This is a genomic window from Allorhizocola rhizosphaerae (assembly GCF_003426775.1).
In the GTDB taxonomy this organism is placed as follows: domain Bacteria; phylum Actinomycetota; class Actinomycetes; order Mycobacteriales; family Micromonosporaceae; genus Allorhizocola; species Allorhizocola rhizosphaerae.
Genome location: NZ_QJUG01000090.1, coordinates 1 through 19,304, shown reverse-complemented (window position 1 = coordinate 19,304; position 19,304 = coordinate 1). Strand labels below are relative to the sequence as shown.

Annotated in this window: 22 protein-coding genes; 12 read left to right on the top strand and 10 right to left on the bottom strand. The window is 68.3% G+C overall.

Features of this window, described 5'->3' with window-relative positions; translation table 11 throughout:
• The first annotated feature begins 356 nt into the window (after window positions 1–356).
• From DM816_RS20410 to DM816_RS20400, 3 genes are read left to right on the top strand one after another with little or no spacing between them, the layout of a single operon-like run.
• Window positions 357–1,463, top strand: a complete 1,107-nt coding sequence (locus tag DM816_RS20410) for a HesA/MoeB/ThiF family protein (RefSeq protein WP_162907653.1) — start codon at window positions 357–359, stop codon at window positions 1,461–1,463.
• A complete protein-coding gene (locus tag DM816_RS20405) occupies window positions 1,460–2,665 on the top strand; it encodes a hypothetical protein (protein ID WP_117211927.1) in 1,206 nt (401 codons plus the stop codon). Before DM816_RS20410 ends, DM816_RS20405 begins: the two co-directional genes overlap by 4 nt.
• On the top strand, window positions 2,662–3,267 hold the full coding sequence (locus tag DM816_RS20400; protein WP_117211926.1) for a DUF3105 domain-containing protein: 606 nt from the start codon (window positions 2,662–2,664) through the stop codon (window positions 3,265–3,267). The genes DM816_RS20405 and DM816_RS20400 overlap by 4 nt, the downstream gene beginning before the upstream one ends.
• 18 nt (window positions 3,268–3,285) lie before the next feature.
• On the opposite strand, the gene DM816_RS20395 is transcribed toward DM816_RS20400, so the two are convergent.
• Genes DM816_RS20395 through DM816_RS20385 form a run of 3 tightly spaced genes read right to left on the bottom strand, consistent with a single transcriptional unit; the run spans window position 3,286 to window position 6,922 of the window.
• On the bottom strand, window positions 3,286–4,125 hold the full coding sequence (locus tag DM816_RS20395) for a patatin-like phospholipase family protein (protein ID WP_117211925.1): 840 nt from the start codon (window positions 4,123–4,125) through the stop codon (window positions 3,286–3,288).
• A complete protein-coding gene (locus DM816_RS43845) occupies window positions 4,122–5,255 on the bottom strand; it encodes a hypothetical protein (RefSeq protein ID WP_211588779.1) in 1,134 nt (377 codons plus the stop codon). The genes DM816_RS20395 and DM816_RS43845 overlap by 4 nt, the downstream gene beginning before the upstream one ends.
• A gap of 29 nt (window positions 5,256–5,284) precedes the next feature.
• A complete protein-coding gene (locus DM816_RS20385) occupies window positions 5,285–6,922 on the bottom strand; it encodes a DNA polymerase/3'-5' exonuclease PolX (RefSeq protein WP_117211924.1) in 1,638 nt (545 codons plus the stop codon).
• 68 nt (window positions 6,923–6,990) lie between these two features.
• Here DM816_RS20385 and DM816_RS20380 point away from each other — a divergent pair, with 68 nt between their 5' ends.
• From DM816_RS20380 to DM816_RS20370, 3 genes are read left to right on the top strand one after another with little or no spacing between them, the layout of a single operon-like run.
• Window positions 6,991–7,593, top strand: a complete 603-nt coding sequence (locus tag DM816_RS20380) for a nucleotidyltransferase (protein ID WP_117211923.1) — start codon at window positions 6,991–6,993, stop codon at window positions 7,591–7,593.
• Window positions 7,565–7,831: a BON domain-containing protein gene (locus DM816_RS20375; protein ID WP_246002071.1), complete on the top strand. Its 267-nt coding sequence runs from the start codon at window positions 7,565–7,567 to the stop codon at window positions 7,829–7,831. Before DM816_RS20380 ends, DM816_RS20375 begins: the two co-directional genes overlap by 29 nt.
• Window positions 7,832–7,842: 11 nt before the next feature.
• Window positions 7,843–8,553, top strand: a complete 711-nt coding sequence (locus tag DM816_RS20370; RefSeq protein WP_117211921.1) for a metallophosphoesterase family protein — start codon at window positions 7,843–7,845, stop codon at window positions 8,551–8,553.
• Here the strand turns inward: DM816_RS20370 and DM816_RS20365 are convergent.
• The gene (locus tag DM816_RS20365; RefSeq protein WP_117211920.1) at window positions 8,528–9,139 is read right to left on the bottom strand and encodes a UdgX family uracil-DNA binding protein; all 612 of its coding nucleotides are present in this window, start codon (window positions 9,137–9,139) and stop codon (window positions 8,528–8,530) included. The genes DM816_RS20370 and DM816_RS20365 overlap by 26 nt on opposite strands.
• Before the next feature lie 62 nt (window positions 9,140–9,201).
• Between DM816_RS20365 and DM816_RS42755 the strand changes: the two genes are divergently transcribed.
• The 3 genes from DM816_RS42755 (at window position 9,202) to DM816_RS20355 (ending at window position 10,831) form a co-directional block, all read left to right on the top strand.
• Entirely contained in the window at window positions 9,202–9,345 is a 144-nt protein-coding gene (locus DM816_RS42755) for a GPGG-motif small membrane protein (RefSeq protein ID WP_162907652.1), read from the top strand.
• A 211-nt stretch (window positions 9,346–9,556) separates the two neighbouring features.
• The gene (locus DM816_RS20360) at window positions 9,557–9,868 is read left to right on the top strand and encodes an STAS domain-containing protein (RefSeq protein ID WP_117211919.1); all 312 of its coding nucleotides are present in this window, start codon (window positions 9,557–9,559) and stop codon (window positions 9,866–9,868) included.
• Between the two features lie 9 nt (window positions 9,869–9,877).
• Complete coding sequence (locus DM816_RS20355) at window positions 9,878–10,831, top strand: TIGR03557 family F420-dependent LLM class oxidoreductase (RefSeq protein ID WP_117211918.1); 954 nt, start codon at window positions 9,878–9,880, stop codon at window positions 10,829–10,831.
• Here the strand turns inward: DM816_RS20355 and DM816_RS20350 are convergent.
• Window positions 10,795–12,303: an FAD-dependent oxidoreductase gene (locus tag DM816_RS20350; protein WP_117211917.1), complete on the bottom strand. Its 1,509-nt coding sequence runs from the start codon at window positions 12,301–12,303 to the stop codon at window positions 10,795–10,797. The genes DM816_RS20355 and DM816_RS20350 overlap by 37 nt on opposite strands.
• Before the next feature lie 68 nt (window positions 12,304–12,371).
• On the opposite strand from DM816_RS20350, the gene DM816_RS42750 reads away from it, so the two are divergent.
• Entirely contained in the window at window positions 12,372–12,542 is a 171-nt protein-coding gene (locus DM816_RS42750) for a hypothetical protein (protein ID WP_162907651.1), read from the top strand.
• A 298-nt stretch (window positions 12,543–12,840) separates the two neighbouring features.
• Here DM816_RS42750 and DM816_RS20340 read toward each other — a convergent pair whose 3' ends face one another.
• A complete protein-coding gene (locus DM816_RS20340; protein ID WP_117211915.1) occupies window positions 12,841–13,929 on the bottom strand; it encodes a M24 family metallopeptidase in 1,089 nt (362 codons plus the stop codon).
• Between the two features lie 23 nt (window positions 13,930–13,952).
• On the bottom strand, window positions 13,953–14,756 hold the full coding sequence (locus tag DM816_RS20335; RefSeq protein WP_425455257.1) for an Fpg/Nei family DNA glycosylase: 804 nt from the start codon (window positions 14,754–14,756) through the stop codon (window positions 13,953–13,955).
• Here DM816_RS20335 and DM816_RS20330 point away from each other — a divergent pair.
• Window positions 14,755–15,240 carry a glutathione peroxidase gene (locus tag DM816_RS20330; RefSeq protein ID WP_117211914.1) on the top strand — a complete coding sequence of 162 codons (486 nt, stop codon included), beginning with the start codon at window positions 14,755–14,757 and terminating at the stop codon, window positions 15,238–15,240. The two genes, DM816_RS20335 and DM816_RS20330, sit on opposite strands and share 2 nt — an antisense overlap.
• Here the strand turns inward: DM816_RS20330 and DM816_RS20325 are convergent, their stop codons facing one another.
• From DM816_RS20325 to DM816_RS20315, 3 genes are all read right to left on the bottom strand, one after another.
• Window positions 15,241–15,675, bottom strand: a complete 435-nt coding sequence (locus DM816_RS20325; RefSeq protein ID WP_117211913.1) for a hypothetical protein — start codon at window positions 15,673–15,675, stop codon at window positions 15,241–15,243.
• 117 nt (window positions 15,676–15,792) lie between these two features.
• Entirely contained in the window at window positions 15,793–17,259 is a 1,467-nt protein-coding gene (locus tag DM816_RS20320; RefSeq protein WP_246002070.1) for a saccharopine dehydrogenase NADP-binding domain-containing protein, read from the bottom strand.
• Entirely contained in the window at window positions 17,256–18,416 is a 1,161-nt protein-coding gene (locus DM816_RS20315; RefSeq protein WP_117211912.1) for a type III PLP-dependent enzyme, read from the bottom strand. Before DM816_RS20315 ends, DM816_RS20320 begins: the two co-directional genes overlap by 4 nt.
• 127 nt (window positions 18,417–18,543) lie before the next feature.
• Between DM816_RS20315 and DM816_RS20310 the strand changes: the two genes are divergently transcribed.
• On the top strand, window positions 18,544–19,304 hold a 761-nt coding region (locus DM816_RS20310), incomplete at its 3' end, for an MATE family efflux transporter (RefSeq protein ID WP_246002069.1).

Genomic DNA, 19,304 nt, shown 5'->3' with positions numbered 1-19,304 from the left:
GTTGTCGGGAAACCGACTGCGGGTTGGCGTCGCCACAGGTGGCGGCCGACCGGTACCCCCAATATTGGAAAATCTACAAACGACGATATTGATGGCCATCTCCAACCGGTGTTCTCATGGGTGGCACGCGCGATCGCGCGGCTGAAGGTCCCACCACCCGTTGGAGGAACGATGGACAAGCTCGAAACCCCCAAGCGCAAGCCCACCAAGGTCGTCGTGCGCAAGCTTGAGAAGCTTGAGACGACCGCGCTCGTCTTAGACCCGGGCTGCCGCAACGACCTCTGCAGCTGACAGGTGATCCGGTCGGGGCGCGCATCGGCGCGCCCCGACTGTCCATCGTGGAAAGGATGTCACGCGTGCGATCGCCTCGCGTCAAACGCATACACAAGCCCGTGCGGCTGAGCCCGACGCTGATCAACATCGGCGGGCGGCAGATGGGCATCGGGGCCGAGATCGACGACGCGGACGGGACGCTCTGGCACCTGCTCGGCCTGATGGACGGCTCGCGCACCCGCGAGCAGGTCATCGCCGAGCTGATCGCCGAGCGCCCGGAGGTCACGCCCGAGGAGGCGTCCGACGCGATGGAGGCCATCATCGACGCCGGTTACGTCGAAGACGCGGGTGCGCCGCCACCGCAGGCGCTGAGCCCGGCCGAGATCGACCGCTACGACCGCGCGTTCAACTACTTCGGCTGGATCGACCTCAAGCCGCGCGCCTCGCGCTGGGAGACGCAGGCCCGTCTCAAGGCGAGCTCCGTCGTCGTGCTCGGGCTCGGCGGCACCGGGTCGGCCGTGGCGGCCTCGCTCGTGGCCGCGGGCGTCGGGGCCGTGCACTGCGTGGACTTCGACGTCATCGAGCCCGGAAACCTCACCCGCCAGCTGCTCTACACCGAAGACGACGTCGGCAAGCCGAAGGTGCCCATGGCGGTCGAACGGCTCGCGCGGATGAACCGCCATGTCACGGTGACCGGCGAGCAGACACGGGCCGAGTCGGCCGACGACATCGCCGCGATCATGCGGGGCCGCGATCTGCTCGTGCTGTGCGCCGACCAACCGCTGCACGCCATCCGCGAGTGGACCAACCGGGCCGCGCTGGGGACCGGCACACCGTGGCTGATCGCCCAATACGCGGGGCCGATGGCCGTCATCGCGCTGTTCGTGCCGGGCCGGACCGGATGCCACGCCTGCCTGCCAAGCGTGGGTGACCGGCTGCGCGAGCACTACGGCTGGGAGCCGCAGGAGTTGTTCTCGTTCACCGGGCACGCGGTCATCGCCCCCGCGGCGAACCTCACCGGACACCTGGCCGCGCTGGAGGCCGTGTATCACCTGGCGGACCTGCCCGTGACCGCGCTCGGGCGGATGTACCACCTGAGCCTGACCGATCTGACCTACCACTACGCGGTCGCCCCGCGTTCCGGGCGCAAGTGTGAAACGTGCGGCTGGGTCGGGGAGGAGCCGCAATGACGGCGACCGCGCTCGGGCCAGACAGCCGCCTCGCCGTGGCCCACCTGGTCGTGCGCCGCGAGGATGAGGACGAGTACGTCGTCGGCGACCCGGGCAACGGCAACTTCGTCGTCGTGCCCGAACTCGGCGCGCGCCTGATCGAGCTGTTCGCCGCCGGGCACACGGTCGCGCAGGCCGCAGAGGAGGTGGAGCGCGAGACCGGCGAGCCCATCGACGCGCTCGACTTCGCCGAGGTGCTCATCGAAGCGGGGGTCGTCGACGCGGACCAACCTGAGCCCGCACGCTTCTGGTCCGTCTCGCGCGTCCCGGCGGGGCTGGTGCGCTGGCTGTTCGGGCGTACCGCATGGACTGTCTACATCGGATGCCTGGTCGGCGCTATCGCCATGTTCATTGCCGAGCCGTCGCTGCTGCCCACCTACGAGGACACGTTCGTGTTCCCGGATATCATCGCGAGCCTGCTGCTGACCAACGTCGTCGTGGTGGTGCTCACCATCGTGCACGAGATCTGGCACGCGCTCGCGGGCGCCGCGGTCGGCGTGCCGTCGCGGATCCGCATCGAGCGCCGAGGCATCTTTCCCGTGCTGGAGACCGACCTGACCGGCCTGTGGGCGTTGCCGCCCGCGCGCCGCTACGGGCCGTTCCTGGCCGGGATGGCGATCGACAGCGTGCTGCTGTTCGTGTGCGTGGGCCTGCGGTTCGCATGGTCGTGGGGGTGGGTCGACCTGCCGCCGGGCCTGGTGCGGATTCTCGCGATGGTGGTGTTCGGTCAGGTGGTCAAGCTTGCCTTCCAGACGCTGGCATATCTGCGCACCGACATGTACCTCGTGATGGCCACCGCAACCGGCTGCCGCAACCTGCATCAGGTGACCCGCCTGTCGCTCAAGCGGCTGGTCTGGCGGCTCACCGAGCAGGAGAAGGTGATCCTGCGCGACGCGCATCCGCGTGATGTGCGGGTGGCTCGCTGGTACCGGCTGCTTTATCTGGCAGGCATCACCTGGATGGTCTGGTTCGCGCTGCACTTCCTGTGGCCGAGCGCGGTCGTCGTCTTCGGCTGGTCCGCGGGCGTCCTTGCCGACGCCCCGGCGGGCAGCTACTACTGGTGGGAGGCGCTGGCGCTGATCGGCTTCGCGTTGTTCAACCTCTTCGCGCCGCTGCTCATCATGCTGCGCAACAAGATTCGTGAGCGGAGGGCGGTCGCATGACGCGGCGATGGCTGGGATCGGTGGTCAGCGTCGTGGTCACCTCGCTCAGCGTGCTCACGATGTCGAGTCTCGGGCTGGGCGCGCTGGTCGAGGTGTCCCGGCGGGCGGCCGCGCTGCCGTGCGATCAGGTGCCCGGTGTGCCGCAGCCGTTCGAGGGCGACCGCCACATCCCGTACGACGGCGCGCCACACACTCCATATCGGACAGTCCCGCCAACGTCTGGCTGGCATTCGGCGCGCATCCTCACGCCGGGCATCTACCGTGATCCGATCCCCGAGGAGATGCAGGTGCACGTGCTTGAACACGGACACGTGCTGGTGCAGTACGCCCCGGGCACCAGCGCCGCCGACATCGCGGCGCTCGAACGGCTCGGCCGGCGCCATCCGCGCGACGTGGTGGTCGCGCCCTACCCGGCGCTGGACCAGGGTGTCGCGCTCACCGGCTGGCAACGCCTGCAACGGCTTCCGGGCGTCGACGAGCACGCGGTCCGGGAGTTCATCACCAAGGTGGCCCGCCGCTACGACCACTCGTGGCGCGACGGCGCGACCGACTGTCTCTCCGGCCCCGTCCGCACCGACCGGCGCGGTCTGCCTAGGAGCTGATCGCCCGCTCGGCACGGCCTAGTGCCAGACCTCGGCGACTGCGTCGGAAACCGTTGCGGCTTGGGTGAATCCGGCCTCGGCGGCGGGCCTGCGCCGCGCGGGGTCGAGGACGTTGCGGCCGATGGCGCGCAGTGCGGCGGGGTCGGGATGGACCAGGACGACGCGCGCACCCCGCGCCCGCAGGGCCTCCGCCTGGCGCTGCGGCGGCTGCAACACGCCACCGCCGCGCACGACTGGTGCGAGAATCACGACGCTGGAGGCGCCGGCCGCGAGGTCGGCGTTGGCCGCTGAGCGCATGCCGCCGTCGATGTATCGGCGCCCGTTGATTTCGGCCGGCGGCCACACGCCCGGCACGGCGCAGCTGGCGGCGACCGCGTCGACCAGGGGCACCCCACTGTCGCGGTCAAACACCACGAACTTGCCCGTGCTCGCGTCCACCGCGGTGACCTTCAGCGCGCGGTCGGACCAGTCGCCGACCGGCAGCCGGGACGCGATCACTTCGCGCCGTGCCTGCGCCGGCACCGTCTTGGCGGCCAGCGCGAGCGCGCCCATGCGGGCACCGAACCGCTGCGGGCTGCGGCTGATCGCCAGCGCCCACGCATAGCGCGCGAGCAGGCCCGGCCCGAGCCGCGCCGCGAGCTCGTCGTGCGCCGGGGCGAGCTGCGCCTCGTATCGATCCCGCACCGGGGCTCCGCTCGCGATCACGGCGCCGACCACCGCACCGGCCGACGTGCCCACCACGAGATCGGCGCCGGTCACATCGACGCCGACCTCGGTGAGCCCGGCCAGGACACCGAACTCCCAGGCGATCCCCGTGACCCCACCCCCGCCCAGCACGAGAGCGCGGGACCCGGTCACGACTTCTTTTCCACCTGTCCGCGGATCGTCACCATTTCGGCCTTGATCTGGTTGGACAGCGATTTGTTGTACCACATCACGGTCACGAAGCAGCCCTCGTCGGCCCAGGCGCAGGCGGCCACGGGCAGGCCCTCGATGGAAAGGTTGCCGCACTTGGCAAAGCCGCCCATCGGACCGGGGTCGACGTCGGTCACGCCGGTCATGTCGGACAGCCCGGCCCCCGAGGTCATGCTCTTGAACGTGGCCTCGAACGTGCCCTTGGACATGGCGGTCGTCGTGGTCGCGCCGGCCAGGTAAAGCTTGTCCTTCTTGGGATCCGCGGTGCCGTAGTAGGCGACGACGACGGACGAGACCTTGCTGTCCTTCTTCATCGCGGTCTCGACCTCCTTGGCGGCCTGCTGATGCTGCGAGTCGGTGATTTTGTTGCGCGAGCCCAGTTTGTCTGGCGCGGTCAGCGTGACCGTCACCTTCTTGGCTGGGCTGGCGGAGCCGCGCGGGCTGGGGGTGCCGGACGGGGTGAGGCTGGTCAGTGTCTCGTTCACCTTGTTCGAGCTGTATTTATAGACGGCGTAGCCGCCGCCGCAGCACAGCAGGATCAGCGCGACAGCGCCCGCCGACAGGCCGATCCACAGCCCCTTGCGCGACTTCTTGGGCGGCTCGCCCGGCTGCCCGTATGGGGGCTGACCCGGCGACTGGGGCTGCTGCTGCTCCCACGGCGACTGGCTGTAGGGCAGACCGTATTGGTCGAACTGCTGCTGCGGCTGCTGGCCGTATGCGGGCTGCCCGTAAACCGGCTGTTGCTGCTCATATCCGGGCGTCTGCCCATAACCGGGTTGCTGCTGCTCATATCCGGGCGTCTGCCCATAACCGGGTTGCTGCTGCTCATATCCGGGTTGCTGCCCATAACCAGGTTGTTGCCCATAACCAGGCTGCTGCTGCCCGTAACCAGGCGGCTGCTGACCATAGGTTGGCGGCTCATATCCGGGCTGCTGTCCGTAGGCGGGTTGTTGCCCGTAGGGGTCCTGCCCGTAGCCCGGCTGCTGCCCGTAGCCGGGCTGGCCATAACCAGGCGTCTGGCCTTGGCCCGGGGGCTGGCCGTAGGGGTCGTATGGCTGGTTGGGCTGCGACATAAGTCGTGAGGGTAGCAGCCTGCGGCAAACTATGTCTGTCGCTTCGCGGCCACGAACTCGCGCAGCCGGGCCAGTGGCCACGTATTGATCACTTCGTCCTTTTCCACCCAACCTCGTTGGGCGATGGCCACTCCGTACCGCATGTTTCTCAAGTGGACGGTCGAGTGGGCGTCGGAGTCGATGGCGAACTTCACACCGAACTCCCGTGCCCGGAAAATCAGATCGTCGGGCAGGTCGAGCCGGTCCGGGAAGCTGTTCACCTCGATCGCCGTGCCGGTCGCGGCCGCGGCCTCGAACACCGCGTCGAAGTCGGCCTGGATGCGCGGGCGCCGCCCGATCTGGCGGGTGGTCAGGTGACCGATGATGTTCACGCACGGGTTTTGGCACGCCCGGATGAGCCGCCTGGTCATCTCGGCCTGTGGCTGGCCGAACAATGAGTGCACCGATGCGACGCAGATGTCAAACCCGGCAAGGAATTCGACATCCCAGTCCACCTCGCCATCCGGATCGATGTTGAGCTCCGTGCCGTGCAGCAGCTCCATCCCGTCGATCGAGATGGCCCGCAACTGGGCCCGCTGCTTGAGCATTTTCTCCGTCGTCATGCGCTGCATGACCAGGTTGGGCGCGTGGTCGGTGACGGCGTAGTACTCGTAGCCCCGCTCGCGGGCGGCGGCGAGCATCTTCTCCAGCGGGGCGATGCCGTCGGTCAGATCGGTGTGCGTGTGCAGATCGCCGCGCAGGTCGTCGACCGTGACCAGCTCGGGCAGCGGCTTGGTGAGCTCGCCCCGGTCTTCGCGCAGCACGGGCGGAATCCATGGCAACCCAACCGACGCGTACACCTCTTCCTCTGTCGCGAATGGACCGTCGGGCGCCCGCAACGCCGCATTATGCGAAGCCGAACCCGTCCAGTATTGCCATGCCGAACCGAACGATGACGGTGTGACCGCGTGCAAATCGACCTGCATGCCGCCCACCGCGCGGATCGAGCCGGGCCCGAGCACCTCGCTCACCAGCGGCAGCCGCTCGAACGCGGCCGTGAGCGCCGCGGGATCGGGCGAGGCCGCCACCAGGTCGACGTTGCGGATGAAGTCCTTCATCCGGCGCAGGGAACCCGCGATCTCCACCCGTTCGCAACCGTCTAATTTGGATATGGTACCGAGGAAATCCAAGGCGACCGCGAAGGCTTTGTTGATCAGGACCCGGCCGCCGCCCTCGCGCAGCTGGCCGATCCCGCGCAGGATGTTTTCGACTCCCTTGGGCCCGAACCCGCGCATGCCGTCGAGCTTGCCCGCCTCGATGGCCTCCAGCAGCTCATCGATGGTCGTTACCTTCAGCGTGCCGGCGAGCATCATCGCCCGCGTCGGCCCGAGCCCCGGGATGGCCATCAGCTGGCGCGTGCCCACCGGCACCTGCTCGCGCAAATTTTCGAGCGACGCCATCCGCCCGGTCGAGAAGTACTCGATCACCTTCTCGGCCGTTGATTTGCCAACGTTTGGTATCTGCTGCAGCTCTTTCAGGTCCAACGTCGCGACATCGACGTCATGTCCGCTGATGGCCCGCGCGGCCCGTTCGAACGCCCGCGCCTTGAACCCCTGACTGCCGCTGACGTGCAGGAGGTCCGCATATTCCTGCAGCAACGCGCCTATTATGTGATTGGGGCTGGCCACACTCAGAAGTGTAGGCAAGCCAAAAAGCGCACTAGTGTATTGCCCCTCAATCGGGGTAAGGATCCCGAATGACCGAAGGCTACGCGGAGCAGTTGCTGCTGACGCTCAAACGGGCGGCAAGCGTGCTCAAGGCGAAGGGTGTGCCGTTCGCGCTGGCCGGAAGCTACGCCGCCTGGGCGCACGGTGGCCACACCAGCGAGCACGATGTCGACTTCCTCATCAAGCACGAGGATCTCGAAGAAATCACCACGGCCCTGGGCGAGGCGGGTTTCCGAATCGAGCAACCCCCGGAGGATTGGCTCATCAAGGCCTACGACGGCGAGCAGCTCGTCGACCTTATCTACCGGCCGATCGAGATTCCGGTGACCGACCAGACCCTGGCCGACGCGAGCGTGATGAACGTCGGCCCGATCAGCATCCCGGTGCTGTCGGCCACCCAGCTCATGGTGCACAAGCTGCTCACCTTCGATCAGCACAACTGCGATTTCGCCCGCGGCTTGCCCCTGGCGCGGTCGCTGCGTGAAAAGATCGATTGGGGCCGGGTCCAACAGGACACCGAGAAGTCGCCCTATGCGGCGGCGTTCCTGGTCCTGGTGGAAAAGCTGGGCCTGGCACCGGCGGAACAGCTGCGAGGGGGAGACGGTGGGCAGGCAACCACAACCACAGCATGATGAATACGCGGAGGCGAGCCTGCAGCGTGCGCTCGCCGAGGACGACGGCCTGGCCGAGCAGGGCATCGATGTGATCCGGCGGGACGGGCTGATCGTCGTGACCGGTGAGGTCGAGAGCCCGCAGCGGCGCGACGCGATCCTGCGCCAGGTCAGCGAGGCCTTCCCGGGCAAAGAGGTGCGCTGCGAGGTGGCGCTCATCCCGGTCGGCAAGCCGAACGGCGCGGAGGACGTCAGTTGAGAGATCACAGGATGAGGATCGCGGCGGTCGGCGACGTGCACATGGACACCGATGTGCTCGGCCGGTTCCGGCCCGCGCTGTCCACTTTGGAGGAGCAGGCCGATGCGCTGTTGCTGGCCGGCGACCTCACGCGGCACGGCACGCCCGAGGAGGCGCGCTGCGTCGCCGAGGAGTTCGGCAACCTGCCGGTACCGGTGATAGCGGTTTTGGGAAATCACGACTACCACTCCGATCGCGAGGCCGAGGTGATCCGGGTGCTTGAGGGCGCCGGGATCCAGGTGCTGGAGGGTTCGTCGGCCGTGGTCGACACGCCCGGCGGCAAGGTCGGGGTGGCGGGCGTGAAGGGGTTCGGCGGCGGCTTCTCCGGCCGGTGCGCGAGCGCGTTCGGTGAGCCGGAGATAAAGGACTTCGTGCGGCACACCGAGGTCAGCGCCGACCGGCTGCTGCGCGCGCTCAAGGACGTCGATACGGGCAAGAAGATCGCGCTGCTGCACTACTCGCCCGTGCCGGACACCCTCAACGGCGAACCGCTGGAGATCTACCCGTTCCTGGGCTCCTATCTGCTGGCCGAGGCCGTCGACGCGGGCGGGGCCTGCCTGGCCGTGCACGGGCACGCCCACCACGGGTCGCCGCGCGGCATGACCCCGGGCGGGGTGCGGGTGCGCAACGTCGCCCACCCGGTGATCCGGCAGGCGTTCAGCGTCTTCGAGCTAGACTGCTAGCCACCTTTTTGAGGTCTTCCACGAGGCCCTCGTAGGCCTCGTGGCGGTCGGTGGCACGCAGCACGCTCGACGGGTGGACGGTCGCGAGAAGCTTGATGTCGCGCCACGGCATGACCTTGCCGCGCGACTTGGTCACCTTGAACTCCCGCCCGGCCAGGGTCTGCGCGGCCGTGCTGCCGAGCACCACCACGAGCTTGGGCCGGACCACGCCGAGCTCGGACTCCAGCCACGGCAGGCACGCCGTGATCTCCGTCTGGTTGGGCTTGGCGTGGATGCGGCGCTTGCTGTCGGCCGTCGTGGTGTGCTTGAAGTGTTTGACGGCGTTGGTGAGATAGACCTGCGAGCGGTCCAGCCCGGCCTCGGCGAGCGCCTTGTCCAGCAGGCGGCCGGCGGGCCCGACGAATGGGTGCCCCTGTCGGTCCTCGATGTCTCCGGGCTGCTCGCCGACCATCATGATGTCGGCCGGGACGGGGCCCTCGCCGAACACGGTCTGCGTCGCCTGCTGGTAGAGGTGGCACGCCCGGCAGCCGGCCGCCGCGCTGCGCAGGGCCCCGATCGAGCCGGTGTCGGCGGGCAGGAAGTGCATATATGCGGGTTACCCGATTGCTAACGCGTTTGAACCAGTCATTGATGGGTAACCGCGATGACATGGAACTTCTACTTTGGATCCTGGCCGTCGTGCTGGTTGTGGCCGGCATCGTCGCCATCTTCCGCAGCCAGCTGCTGTGGGGCATCGTCCTCATCATCGTCGGGCTGCTGGTCGGTCCCGGTGGGGTCAGCATCTTCACCTGACCGGTGTTCAACGACCTGCGCGGCCGTTTCCCAGCCGCGCGGACGGTGTGCTGCGCGGTTTAGCGGTGCGCGCGAGCGCGACTGGCATGCCGAAGGTTCGAGAGGTTTAGGGCCTGGTTCAAGGGGGTAGGGAACGCCCGGTACCGCCGACACGAGCGGTGCCGGGCGTCTTGTGCGGGTTTCGATGCGGGGCGAGGATATGGTTGTTCTCATGTTCGGCGTGGAGCAGGTTGTCTCAAACGACCGCGTGACCGTCAAGGTGACCGGCGACATCGATTTGGCGACCGCCGACAAGGTCGGCGAGGCGCTCATCGACGCGCTGGCCCTTGGCCGCGAGGTGTGGGTCGACCTGTCGGCGGTGACGTTCCTCGATTCGACGGGCATCCGGGCGCTCGTGCAGGCTCACCGCAAGGCCGACACCCAGGGCACGCGACTCTATGTGTTCGGTGCGCAGCAATGGGTGGCCAAGGTTCTTGAGGTGACCGGCGTAGGACCGCTTTTGGCACCGCCGGAAGAGGGGTAAAGCGCGCCCATGCGCATGGGCTTTTTTCTTTCTTCTGAGGAGTACCCGCCGGATCGCCTGCTCGCTCAGGCCGAGAGCGCGGCGCGGGCCGGATTTCAGGGGCTCTGGATATCGGATCACTTCCATCCGTGGCTGGACGAGCAGGGGCAGAGCCCGTTCGTCTGGTCGATGATCGGGGCATTGAGCCGGGTGTGCGACCTGCCGGTGACCACCGCGGTCACGTGTCCCATCATGCGCGTCGATCCGGTGATCGTGGCACAGGCCGCGGCGACGTGCGGCGCGCTCACCGGCGGGAAGTTCACCCTGGGGGTGGGCACGGGCGAGGCGCTCAACGAAAGCATCACCGGCCGGGCCTGGCCGCCCGCGTCCGTGCGGCTCGAAATGCTCGACGAGGCGATTGACCTGATGCGCGAGCTGTGGACCGGCGAGGTGGTCAACCATCGCGGGAAGCACTTCACCGCGCAGCACGCGCGGGTCTACACCCGCCCGGCGGAGCCGCCGAAGATCTACATTTCCGCGGTGGGCCCGAAGTCGATCCGGCTGGCCGCCGAAAAGGGCGACGGATACATCGCCACCCAGCCCACGGGCGATCTGGTCCGCAAGTTCCGCGAGGGCGGCGGCGACGGCAAGGTGGCGCAGGGCGGCATGAAGGCGTGCTTCGACCGCGACGAGGCCACGGCCATGCGGGTCGCGCACGAGCGGTGGCGCTCCTCCGGCCTGCCCGGTGAGCTCAGCCAGATCCTGCCGACGCCCGAGCACTTCGCGCAGGCGTCCACATTGGTCGGTCCGGAGGCGATGAAGGGCCAGATGGTGCTGGGCGCCAACCCCGAGGACCATCTCAAGTTCATTTCCGAGTACCGAGAGGCGGGCTTCGACGAACTCTACGTCGCACCGGTCGGGCCCAACGACCTCGCGATGATCGAGTTTTACCGCTCGGAGATCCTGCCCGCCATCCAATCCTGAGGAAGCGTGCGCGCCTCCAGCGGCTCGACCGCCGGGCCCTGCAGCACGTAGCCGTTGACGTCGAAGCGGGAGCCGTGGCACGGACAGTCCCATGTGGACTCCGCGTCGTTGAACCCGACGATGCAGCCCAGGTGCGTGCACACGGCCGACACGGCGTGCGGCGTGCCGTCCGGGTCGCGATAGACGGCGACCGGCGCGCCGTCGACGCGCACCACGTCGCCCGTGCCCGGCTCGACCACCATGTCCCGCTTGGCCTGGATGCGGTCCCCGATGAAGTGCTTGGTCACGGTGGCCGCGTTGCGCAGCAGCTCGCCCGCCTCCGCCTTGAGGTGCACCCGGCCCGGGTCGAAAAGCCCGGCCCACGGCATCGGCGTGCCGTCCACCTCGCCGGCGATGATGCGCCCCGACGCCACCCCGTTGGTCATCCCCCAGCCACCGAAACCCGTTGCCACATAGACATTTTCGGCGATCGTGCCGATGTAGGGCATGCCGTCGGTGGTGTCGTTGTCCTGCGCGCTCCAGCGATGGGAGGGCTGGCCGATCGGGAAATGCCGTTGCGCCCACTCGGTCAGGCGGTCGAACCGCTCGCTCACGCCGGGAGTGCCCGGACGATAGATCTCGCCGGTGACGATCAGCAGCCGTTCGCCCCGCTTGTGCGGCGCTGTACGCACCGACCGGACGCCCTGCTCGCGCGTGATGTACATGCCTTCGGGGTCAACGTCTTTGGGGATCGGCGCGGCCACGACCAGCTCGCGCCGCGGTACCAGCCGGGTCACCAGGCCCACCTTGTCGTGGAACGGGAAGTGCGTGGCCACCACGATGGCGCCAGTCTCCACCACCACACCGGATTCGGTGGTGACCCGGGCGGGCGTGCCCGGTTGCAGCTTCACCACGCACGTGTCCTCGAAGATCTGGCCGCCGTGGCGCTGCAGGTCCTCGATCACGCCGTGCAGATAGCGCAGCGGGTGGAACTGCGCCTGATCCTCCAGCCGGACCGCTGCCACCACCGGGAACGGCAGACCCGTCGTGGTGACCAGGTTTGCCTGCAGCCCCGCCGCGTTGGCCGCCTCCACCTCGGCGCGGATCTCGTCGGCGTCGGTCGAATAGGTGTACGCCGACCGCTGCTCCAGATCGCAGTCGATGCCCAGCTCTTCGACCGTCGCGCGCACGTGCGCGAGCGCATCCTGCTGCGCCTGCGCGTATTGCCGGGCCGCCTGAGCGCCCAGCGAACCGGCCAGCCGCGCATAAATCAACGTATGCAGGCTGGTCAACTTGGCCGTCGTGTTGCCCGTGACGCCCTTGAGCACGCGCCTCGCCTCGATCACGATCACCGAACGCCCGGTGCGCGCGAGCTCCCGCGCGCAGCTGATGCCCGCGATCCCCGCGCCGATCACCACCACGTCGGCCACGGTGTTCTGCGACAACACCGGATACGGCTGCGCCCGGCTCGTCTGTACCCAATACGACGTCACTGTCCGTCCTTACCCTCCGCCCCGCGCATCCATGCCTTATCCCGCATCGCGTTGGGTATCAGCAACTCATGAGCGAGCCAAAGGGCGAGGAAGCCGAGCGCAGGGAAGTCCAGCGGGCGCAGGACATCGATGAGCGTGAGCGGAAGGGTCGGGAGGAGGGCGCCGTCGACCCGGCCGAGGAACCGGATCCACGCGGAGATCGCGAGCCGCCGCAGCCCTTCTCCGGCCCGGAGCGATAGAGCTGTCGCCGCCGCTACGTCTCTGCTCCGAGTAGCCGGGGCAGAGCCGTAGCGCTGAACAGACACCCGGTGGCCAGGCGGGTTGGGATCTCTTGCTCCGGGTGGCCGGCAGCGCGGTGTCGCGGCAATGATCTCCCGGCAGCGGGCGGGGTTCAACGCTCCGCGCTTCGGCGCGGCATCCGGGATACCGTCGTCCGGCGCGCCGGATCATGGTGCAATATCCGGGATGTTGTCGCCACAGGCGCGAAAACCCGTGCAGGATCCGGGATCTGTACTCGATCGACCAAGCACGGGCCCGCTAGAGCGTGACGAGATCGCGGGTGGTGCGGTTGAGGCGCTCGCCGCCGGTTTCGGTGCACACGACGATGTCTTCGATCCGTGCGCCGTGCCGGCCCGTGAGGTAGATGCCGGGCTCCACGGAGAACGCCATGCCCGGCTCCAGCGGCAGCTCGGAGTTGGCGACTATGTAGGGCTCCTCGTGCGTCTCCAGGCCGATGCCGTGCCCGGTGCGGTGGAGGAAGTGGTCGGCGTGGCCCGCTTGCGCGATGATGTCGCGCCCGATCGCGTCGAGCTGCGCGGCGAGCAGGCCTGGGCGCACCGCGTCGGTCTGGGCCCGCTGGGCGCGCTGGAGCACCTCGTAGTAGGCCCGGAAGTCCGCGGGCGGCTCGCCGATGGCATAGGTGCGCGTCGAATCAGAGCGGTATCCGGTGTCGGTCGTGCCGCCGATGTCGACCACGACCGGGTCGCCCGGCTGGATCACGCGATCGGACACCTCGTGGTGCGGGCTGGCCGCGTTGGGCCCGGACGCCACGATGACGAAGTCGGTGCGCTCGTGCCCGGCGTCAACGATGGCGGCCGCGATGTCGCGGGCGACCTCGCGCTCGGTGCGCCCGGCGCGCAGCCATTGGCCCATCCGCTCGTGCACCCGATCGATGGCCGCGCCCGCCTCGCGCAGCGCGTCGACCTCGGCGGGCGACTTGCGCATGCGCAGCTCGCGCAGGACCTCCGAGGCCGGGTGCTGTGTCGCCCCCGGCAGCACGGCCCGGAACGCGAGCACCTTTTCGGCCCACATCTGGTTGTCCAGGCCGATGCGGGCCACATCGCGATCCAGGCGCGCGGCCACGAGAGCATACGGGTTTTCGGTCTCGTCCCAGTCGACGACCTCGATGCCCAGGCCGGCCACCGGGGAGGCCAGCGCGGCCGGGCGTTCGAGCCGCGGCACGACCAGGAACGGCACGCCTTCGACGGGAATCACCAGACACGTCAAGCGTTCCGCGGCGATTGCCCGGTACCCCGTCAGATAGAAGAGGTCGGAACCGGGAGTGATGAAGACCGCGTCGAAGCCTGACCGGCCGGCCAGCTCTCGGGCCTTTTCGAGTCGACTCATGTGCTCAATCTAATTGGCAGAAGTCACACCAGTAGGTGTTGCGTCCCGCGCTGCACGGGCGCGCCGCAGGCGTGGCACGGCAGGCCCGCACGGCGATAGACGTAGACCTCTCCGCCGTGCCGGTCGACGCGGGGCGGGCGGCCCATCGCCTCGGGCAGGTGGTCGTCGGTCACCGTGTCGATGGTGCCGGACTTGCGGGCCAGCTCCATCAGCGTGCGCAGATCGTGCCAGATCCCTTGCCACGCCTCGGGAGTCAGCGCCCGCCCCGGCACCGTCGGCTTGCGCCGCGCCCGGAAGAGGCTCTCGATGACGAAGATCAGGCCCGCGCCGGCGATGATCGACTGGTCGAGCAGCAGCGCGGCGAGCGGGGTGTTGCTGCGGGCGATGCGGGCGTAGGCCGCGTCGGGGTCGGCGTCATCGCGCAGCGGGTCGGCGCCGAGCCGATCCCGCAGCGCGTCGACCTCGGCCGCGGTGAGCAGCTCACACGCGGTCGGCCCGCGCAGCTCCACCCAGTGGCGGCGGTTGGACAGGCGCAGCCGCACCTGGCCCACCGCCTCACCGAACGGCATGCGCCCGTCGCTGAACTTGCCATAGAGCCCAAGGTGCACATGCAGCGTGCGCCCGCTGCCGTAGTGGTGCAGCAGATGCTTGCCGTAGGCCTCCGTCGCCTTGAGCACCGCGCCGTCCAAGCGCGCCGCGTCGAAGCGGCCCTGCGGGCTCGCGGCGCGGACCTTCCCGCCGCCGAACAGCTCGAAGTGGCGCGCGGCGAGGCGGTGGATGGTGTGGCCTTCGGGCATGAACGGGCTCCGGGCTAGATTGGCGGACATGTCAGTCTACGAGCACACCATCAACACGCTGGACGGCCACCCACTGGACCTCCGGTCGTTCGCGGGCAAGGTCACCCTCGTCGTCAACGTTGCCTCGCAGTGCGGCCTGACCCCGCAGTACGCCGGGCTTGAGCAGTTGCAGAAGGAGTTCGGCGAGCGCGGGTTCACCGTGCTCGGTGTGCCCTGCAACCAGTTTGGCGGGCAGGAGCCTGGGACGTCCGAGGAGATCGCCGAATTCTGTGAGGCGCACTACGGCGTCAGCTTCCCGCTCACCGAGAAGATCGAGGTCAACGGCGCCGGCAGGCACGCCCTTTACGAGCAGCTCACCCAGTCCGCCGACGCGGAGGGCGCGGCCGGCGACATCCAATGGAACTTCGAGAAGTTTCTGGTATCAGGTGAGGGCAAGGTGATCGCGCGGTTCCGCCCCCGGACCGAGCCGACCGCGGAGCCCATCCGGTCGGCCATCACCGCCGCGCTCGGCTAGCTATCCGGCCGTCACGCCATACAGATATTCGACCAACGCCATGGTCGCCACGGGAGGATCCGGGTCGCCGGGGCAGTCCACGTAGTGCACCCGGATCTGATCCCCGACCATCACCTCGAACGTGAACGTGTCGCGGCAGCGGCTCTCGCCTGCCTGGCGCTTGCTCTCCTGCGCGATCCGCGGGTCCTTGAGGATCTGGTTGACCTGCGCGGCCTGTGCGTCGGTGAGCCGGCCCGACCGCCCGTCCTGTGTCCACTCGCCGGACGTGGCGACGCTCAGCTTGTCGTCGACGCCCGCGAGGCCGCCCATCCGGTGCACGGTCACCGGCTGGTCCACTTTGGACGCGGCGGCGGGCGAGCCGCCGCCACAGCCGGCCACAAGGAGTAAACCGATGGAGGCCGCGACGAGCCGGCCATAGCCTGCGAGCATGCCCATGCTGTCCTCCGTCGTGATCCACTGCAGCGACCCCTGTGGTGGTGGCCGCGCCGTTCTGGTCCTTCGCCCTCAGTTCGCCTAAGGGGCGGCACCCGTCCGGCCCCGCCCCTTAGCGGTTCACACCAGGAAGTTGCCGAACGCCCAGGGCTCGTCCTCGTTGTACTCGGACGGGCGGAAGTTGGCGAACGGCTCGTATGCCGCGCTGCGCGGGGTCCAGTCGGTCTGCACCGACGGGACCTTGCCCAGATAGGGGTTGGCGATCGCGAGCACCTCGGCGTGGTCGAGGTCGTCCGGGACGCACAGGCCCTTGTTGGGGTTCTTGACAATCCAGTACACGGCTCCGAGCACGGACGCGGCGACCTGCATGGTGGTCGCGTTCTGGTGCGGCACCAGGCTGCGGCTCTCATGAATGTCCAGTTGCGACCCGACCCACCAGCCGTTGAGGTCGTGGCCGAGCAGCAGCACACCCAGCTCGTCCATGCCCTCGGTGATCTCATCGTTCATGATGCGCTGGTTGGTCTGCAGCTCGTACCCGTTCATGCGGCACTCGTGCAGCGAGTTCATGGCCGCGTCGGTGGGCAGGTAGGCGTAGTGCACGGTCGGCCGGTACACAGCCTTGTCGCCCTCCCACACGGTCAGGTGGTCGCTGATGGTGAACGCCTCGCCGTGCCGGACCACCATGCCGATGATCGGACCGCCGATCGGCACCCATGACCGCACATAGGTCGTGATGCCGGTCTGCGCCAGGCAGATCTGGTTTTGCGGGCCTTCCGCGTGCGTGTAGGCGTGCTTGGGCAGCACGGGCTCGTGCGTGCCCCAGCCCATCTCGGCGGGCGCGATGCCCTCCTCGTAGAAGCCCTCCACCGACCAGGTGTTGACGAACTCGCCGACCTCCTTGGGCCGGTCGCTGACCTGGGTGTCGCGCTCCGAGATATGAATCACCTTGGTGCCGGTGGCCTGGCCCAGGCGCGCGTAGTCCTTGCCCGCCAAGGCCTCTTCGAGCGCCGTCTTGCGCGAAGGGGTCAGCTCCGTCTGGCGCAGCATGGCGCCGGCGATGTCCTCCAGCGCCACCTTGGTCCAGTGGCTCACCAGGCCCGGGTTGGCGCCGTGCTCCACGACCGCGGTCGGGCCGTTGGGCTTCCACGTGGCCGCGCGCTTGCGCAGCTTCATGTGCCGGGCGTAGAGCGTGCGGTCCTGCGGGGTCGTGGTGAGCTGGTTCTCGTACGGGTCCCACAGCTCCACCGACGTGTCCACGTAGAGCACGCCGTTGTCCTGGCACCACCCGATGATGTCGCCGGTGTCGATGTTCCAGCTCAGGTTGATCAGCAGGTCACCCTCGCCCAGGTGCTTGCCGAGCTCTTCCGCGAGGTTGTCAGGCGTGATCCGCACCCGCGCGTAGGTCGCGCCCGCCGCCATGGTTTCGGGGATGGAGCCCTCGAGATCCTCGAAGTCCATCACCGTGAGTCGGCTGAAGTCCATGTCGAGGTGCCGCAGCAGCATGGGCTGCAGGCACTGGGACACCGAACCGCAGCCCAAAAGCAGGATCCGTCCGCCGAAGCGGAGGCTGGGGATCGTGGTGATCACGCGTTATCTCCGATGCAGAAAGTGGCCAGTGGTGCGAATCCGTTGAATCCAACGGACGAATAGGTGGTTGTGTACGCGCCCGTGCCGAGAAAATCGACCATGTCACCCGGTTTGAGCTCCAGCGGCAGCTCGTACGGCGTCACCTGATACAGAATGTCGACGCTGTCGCAGGTGGGGCCCGCGATGTGGGCCGGGCCCTTGGGCCCGTCGTCGTAGGCGGTCACGATCCGGTACCGGATCGCCTCTCCCTCCGTCTCGGCCAGCCCGCCGAACCGGCCGATGTCCAAATAGACCCACCGCACGTCGTCTGTGAAGGACTTGTGGGAGACGAGCACCACCTCCGCGCGCAGCACGCCCGCCTCGGCCGCGATGAATCGCCCCGGCTCGATGGCAAGGCGCGGTTTGACCGCGAAATGCCGCTCCACCGACTCGTGTATCGCGGACGCGAAGTCCTCGATCGGCGCGACCGCGTCCACATATCCGGCCGGGAAGCCACCACCGCAGTTGAGCAGATCGAGCTCGATGCCGCTCGCGCTCACCTCCCGGAACACCTGCGCGGCCTCGGCGATGCTGGCATCCCAGCGGCTGGGGTCGAGCTGTTGCGAGCCCACGTGGAAGGAGACGCCCACCGGATTGAGCCCGAGATCGCGCGACTTGATCAGCAACGCGGCCGCCATGTCGGGTGTGCAGCCGAACTTGCGGCTCAGTGGCCATTGCGCGCCCGCGCTGCTGGCGAGCAGCCGACAGAAAACGGCCGACCCAGGCGCGTTTTCGGCCAGCTTGTGCAATTCGGCCTCGCTGTCGAAGACGAACATCCGTACCCCACGCTGATAGGCGTAGCGGATGTCCTTGGCCTTCTTGATGGTGTTGCCGTAGGAGAGATGGCCCGGGTCGACGCCTTCGGAGAGGCAAAGGTCGATCTCTGCGGGGCTCGCTACGTCAAAGGAAGAGCCGCTCGCGGCGAGTCGCCGGATCAGTCGTGGCTCTGGATTCGCCTTCACGGCGTAGAAGATCTGGGTCGGGCCGAACGCCTTGGTGAGACGGTCGTACTGGGCGGCGGCGACGTTGGTGTCGAGGATGAGATACGGAGTCTGCGCCTGCTGTGGTGGGGGTGGGTCGGTCCCGGTCAGCCCGTCGACAATGGTGTCGTTGATCATCTTTCGCTAATACCTCCCGCGGAAAAGTTGGTGGCAGCCGACCAATGTTAGCGGCGCGATGTGAATCCGCCAGAGGTAAGGTCAACAAAGACTTGCGATCCTTACCGGTGTCCGCAAACATGGACGCGTGAGACAGATCGCCCGGCTGGCCATCCCCGCTTTCGTGATCCTCGCCGCCGAGCCGCTATACGTGCTTGTCGATACCGCGGTGGTCGGTCACCTGGGCAGCCAGGCCCTGGCGGCACTCGCGGTCGGCGGGACCATCCTGACCCTCGTCGCTTGGCTCGGCACCGTCCTGGCGTACGGCACGACCGGGCGATCGGCCCGCCGGTTCGGCGCCGGAGATCGAGCTGCGGCGATCACCGAGGGGGTTCAAGCTTCGTGGTTAGCCCTTTCGGCCGGGGTATTCGTGGCCATTGCGGCACAGTTTGCCGCCGATCCGCTCGCGCGGGCGTTGCTCGGTTCGTCCGGTGACGAGGTCGCCGCGTCGGCGGCGCAGTGGCTGCGGGTGGCCGCGCTCGGCGCGCCCGGACTCATGCTCGCGACCGCCGGAAACGGTTGGCTGCGCGGGATACAGGACACCCGCCGACCCTTGTCCTATGTGGTCGGTGCCTTTGCGCTCTCCGCGGCGCTGTGTCCCCTTTTCGTGTACACCTTCGGCCTCGGCCTGGTCGGGTCGGCGATCGCCAACGCGGTGGCGCAGACCCTCGCAGGGCTCCTGTTCGTGCGTGCTTTGGTGTTGGAGCACGTGGATCTGCGACCGCGCCTGGCGGTGATGCGAGACCAGCTTGTCGTCGGCCGAGATCTCATCCTGCGCGGGCTGGCGTTCCAGGCGTGCTTCCTGTCGGCGACCGCGGTGGTCGGCCGGTTCAGCGTGACCGCCCTCGC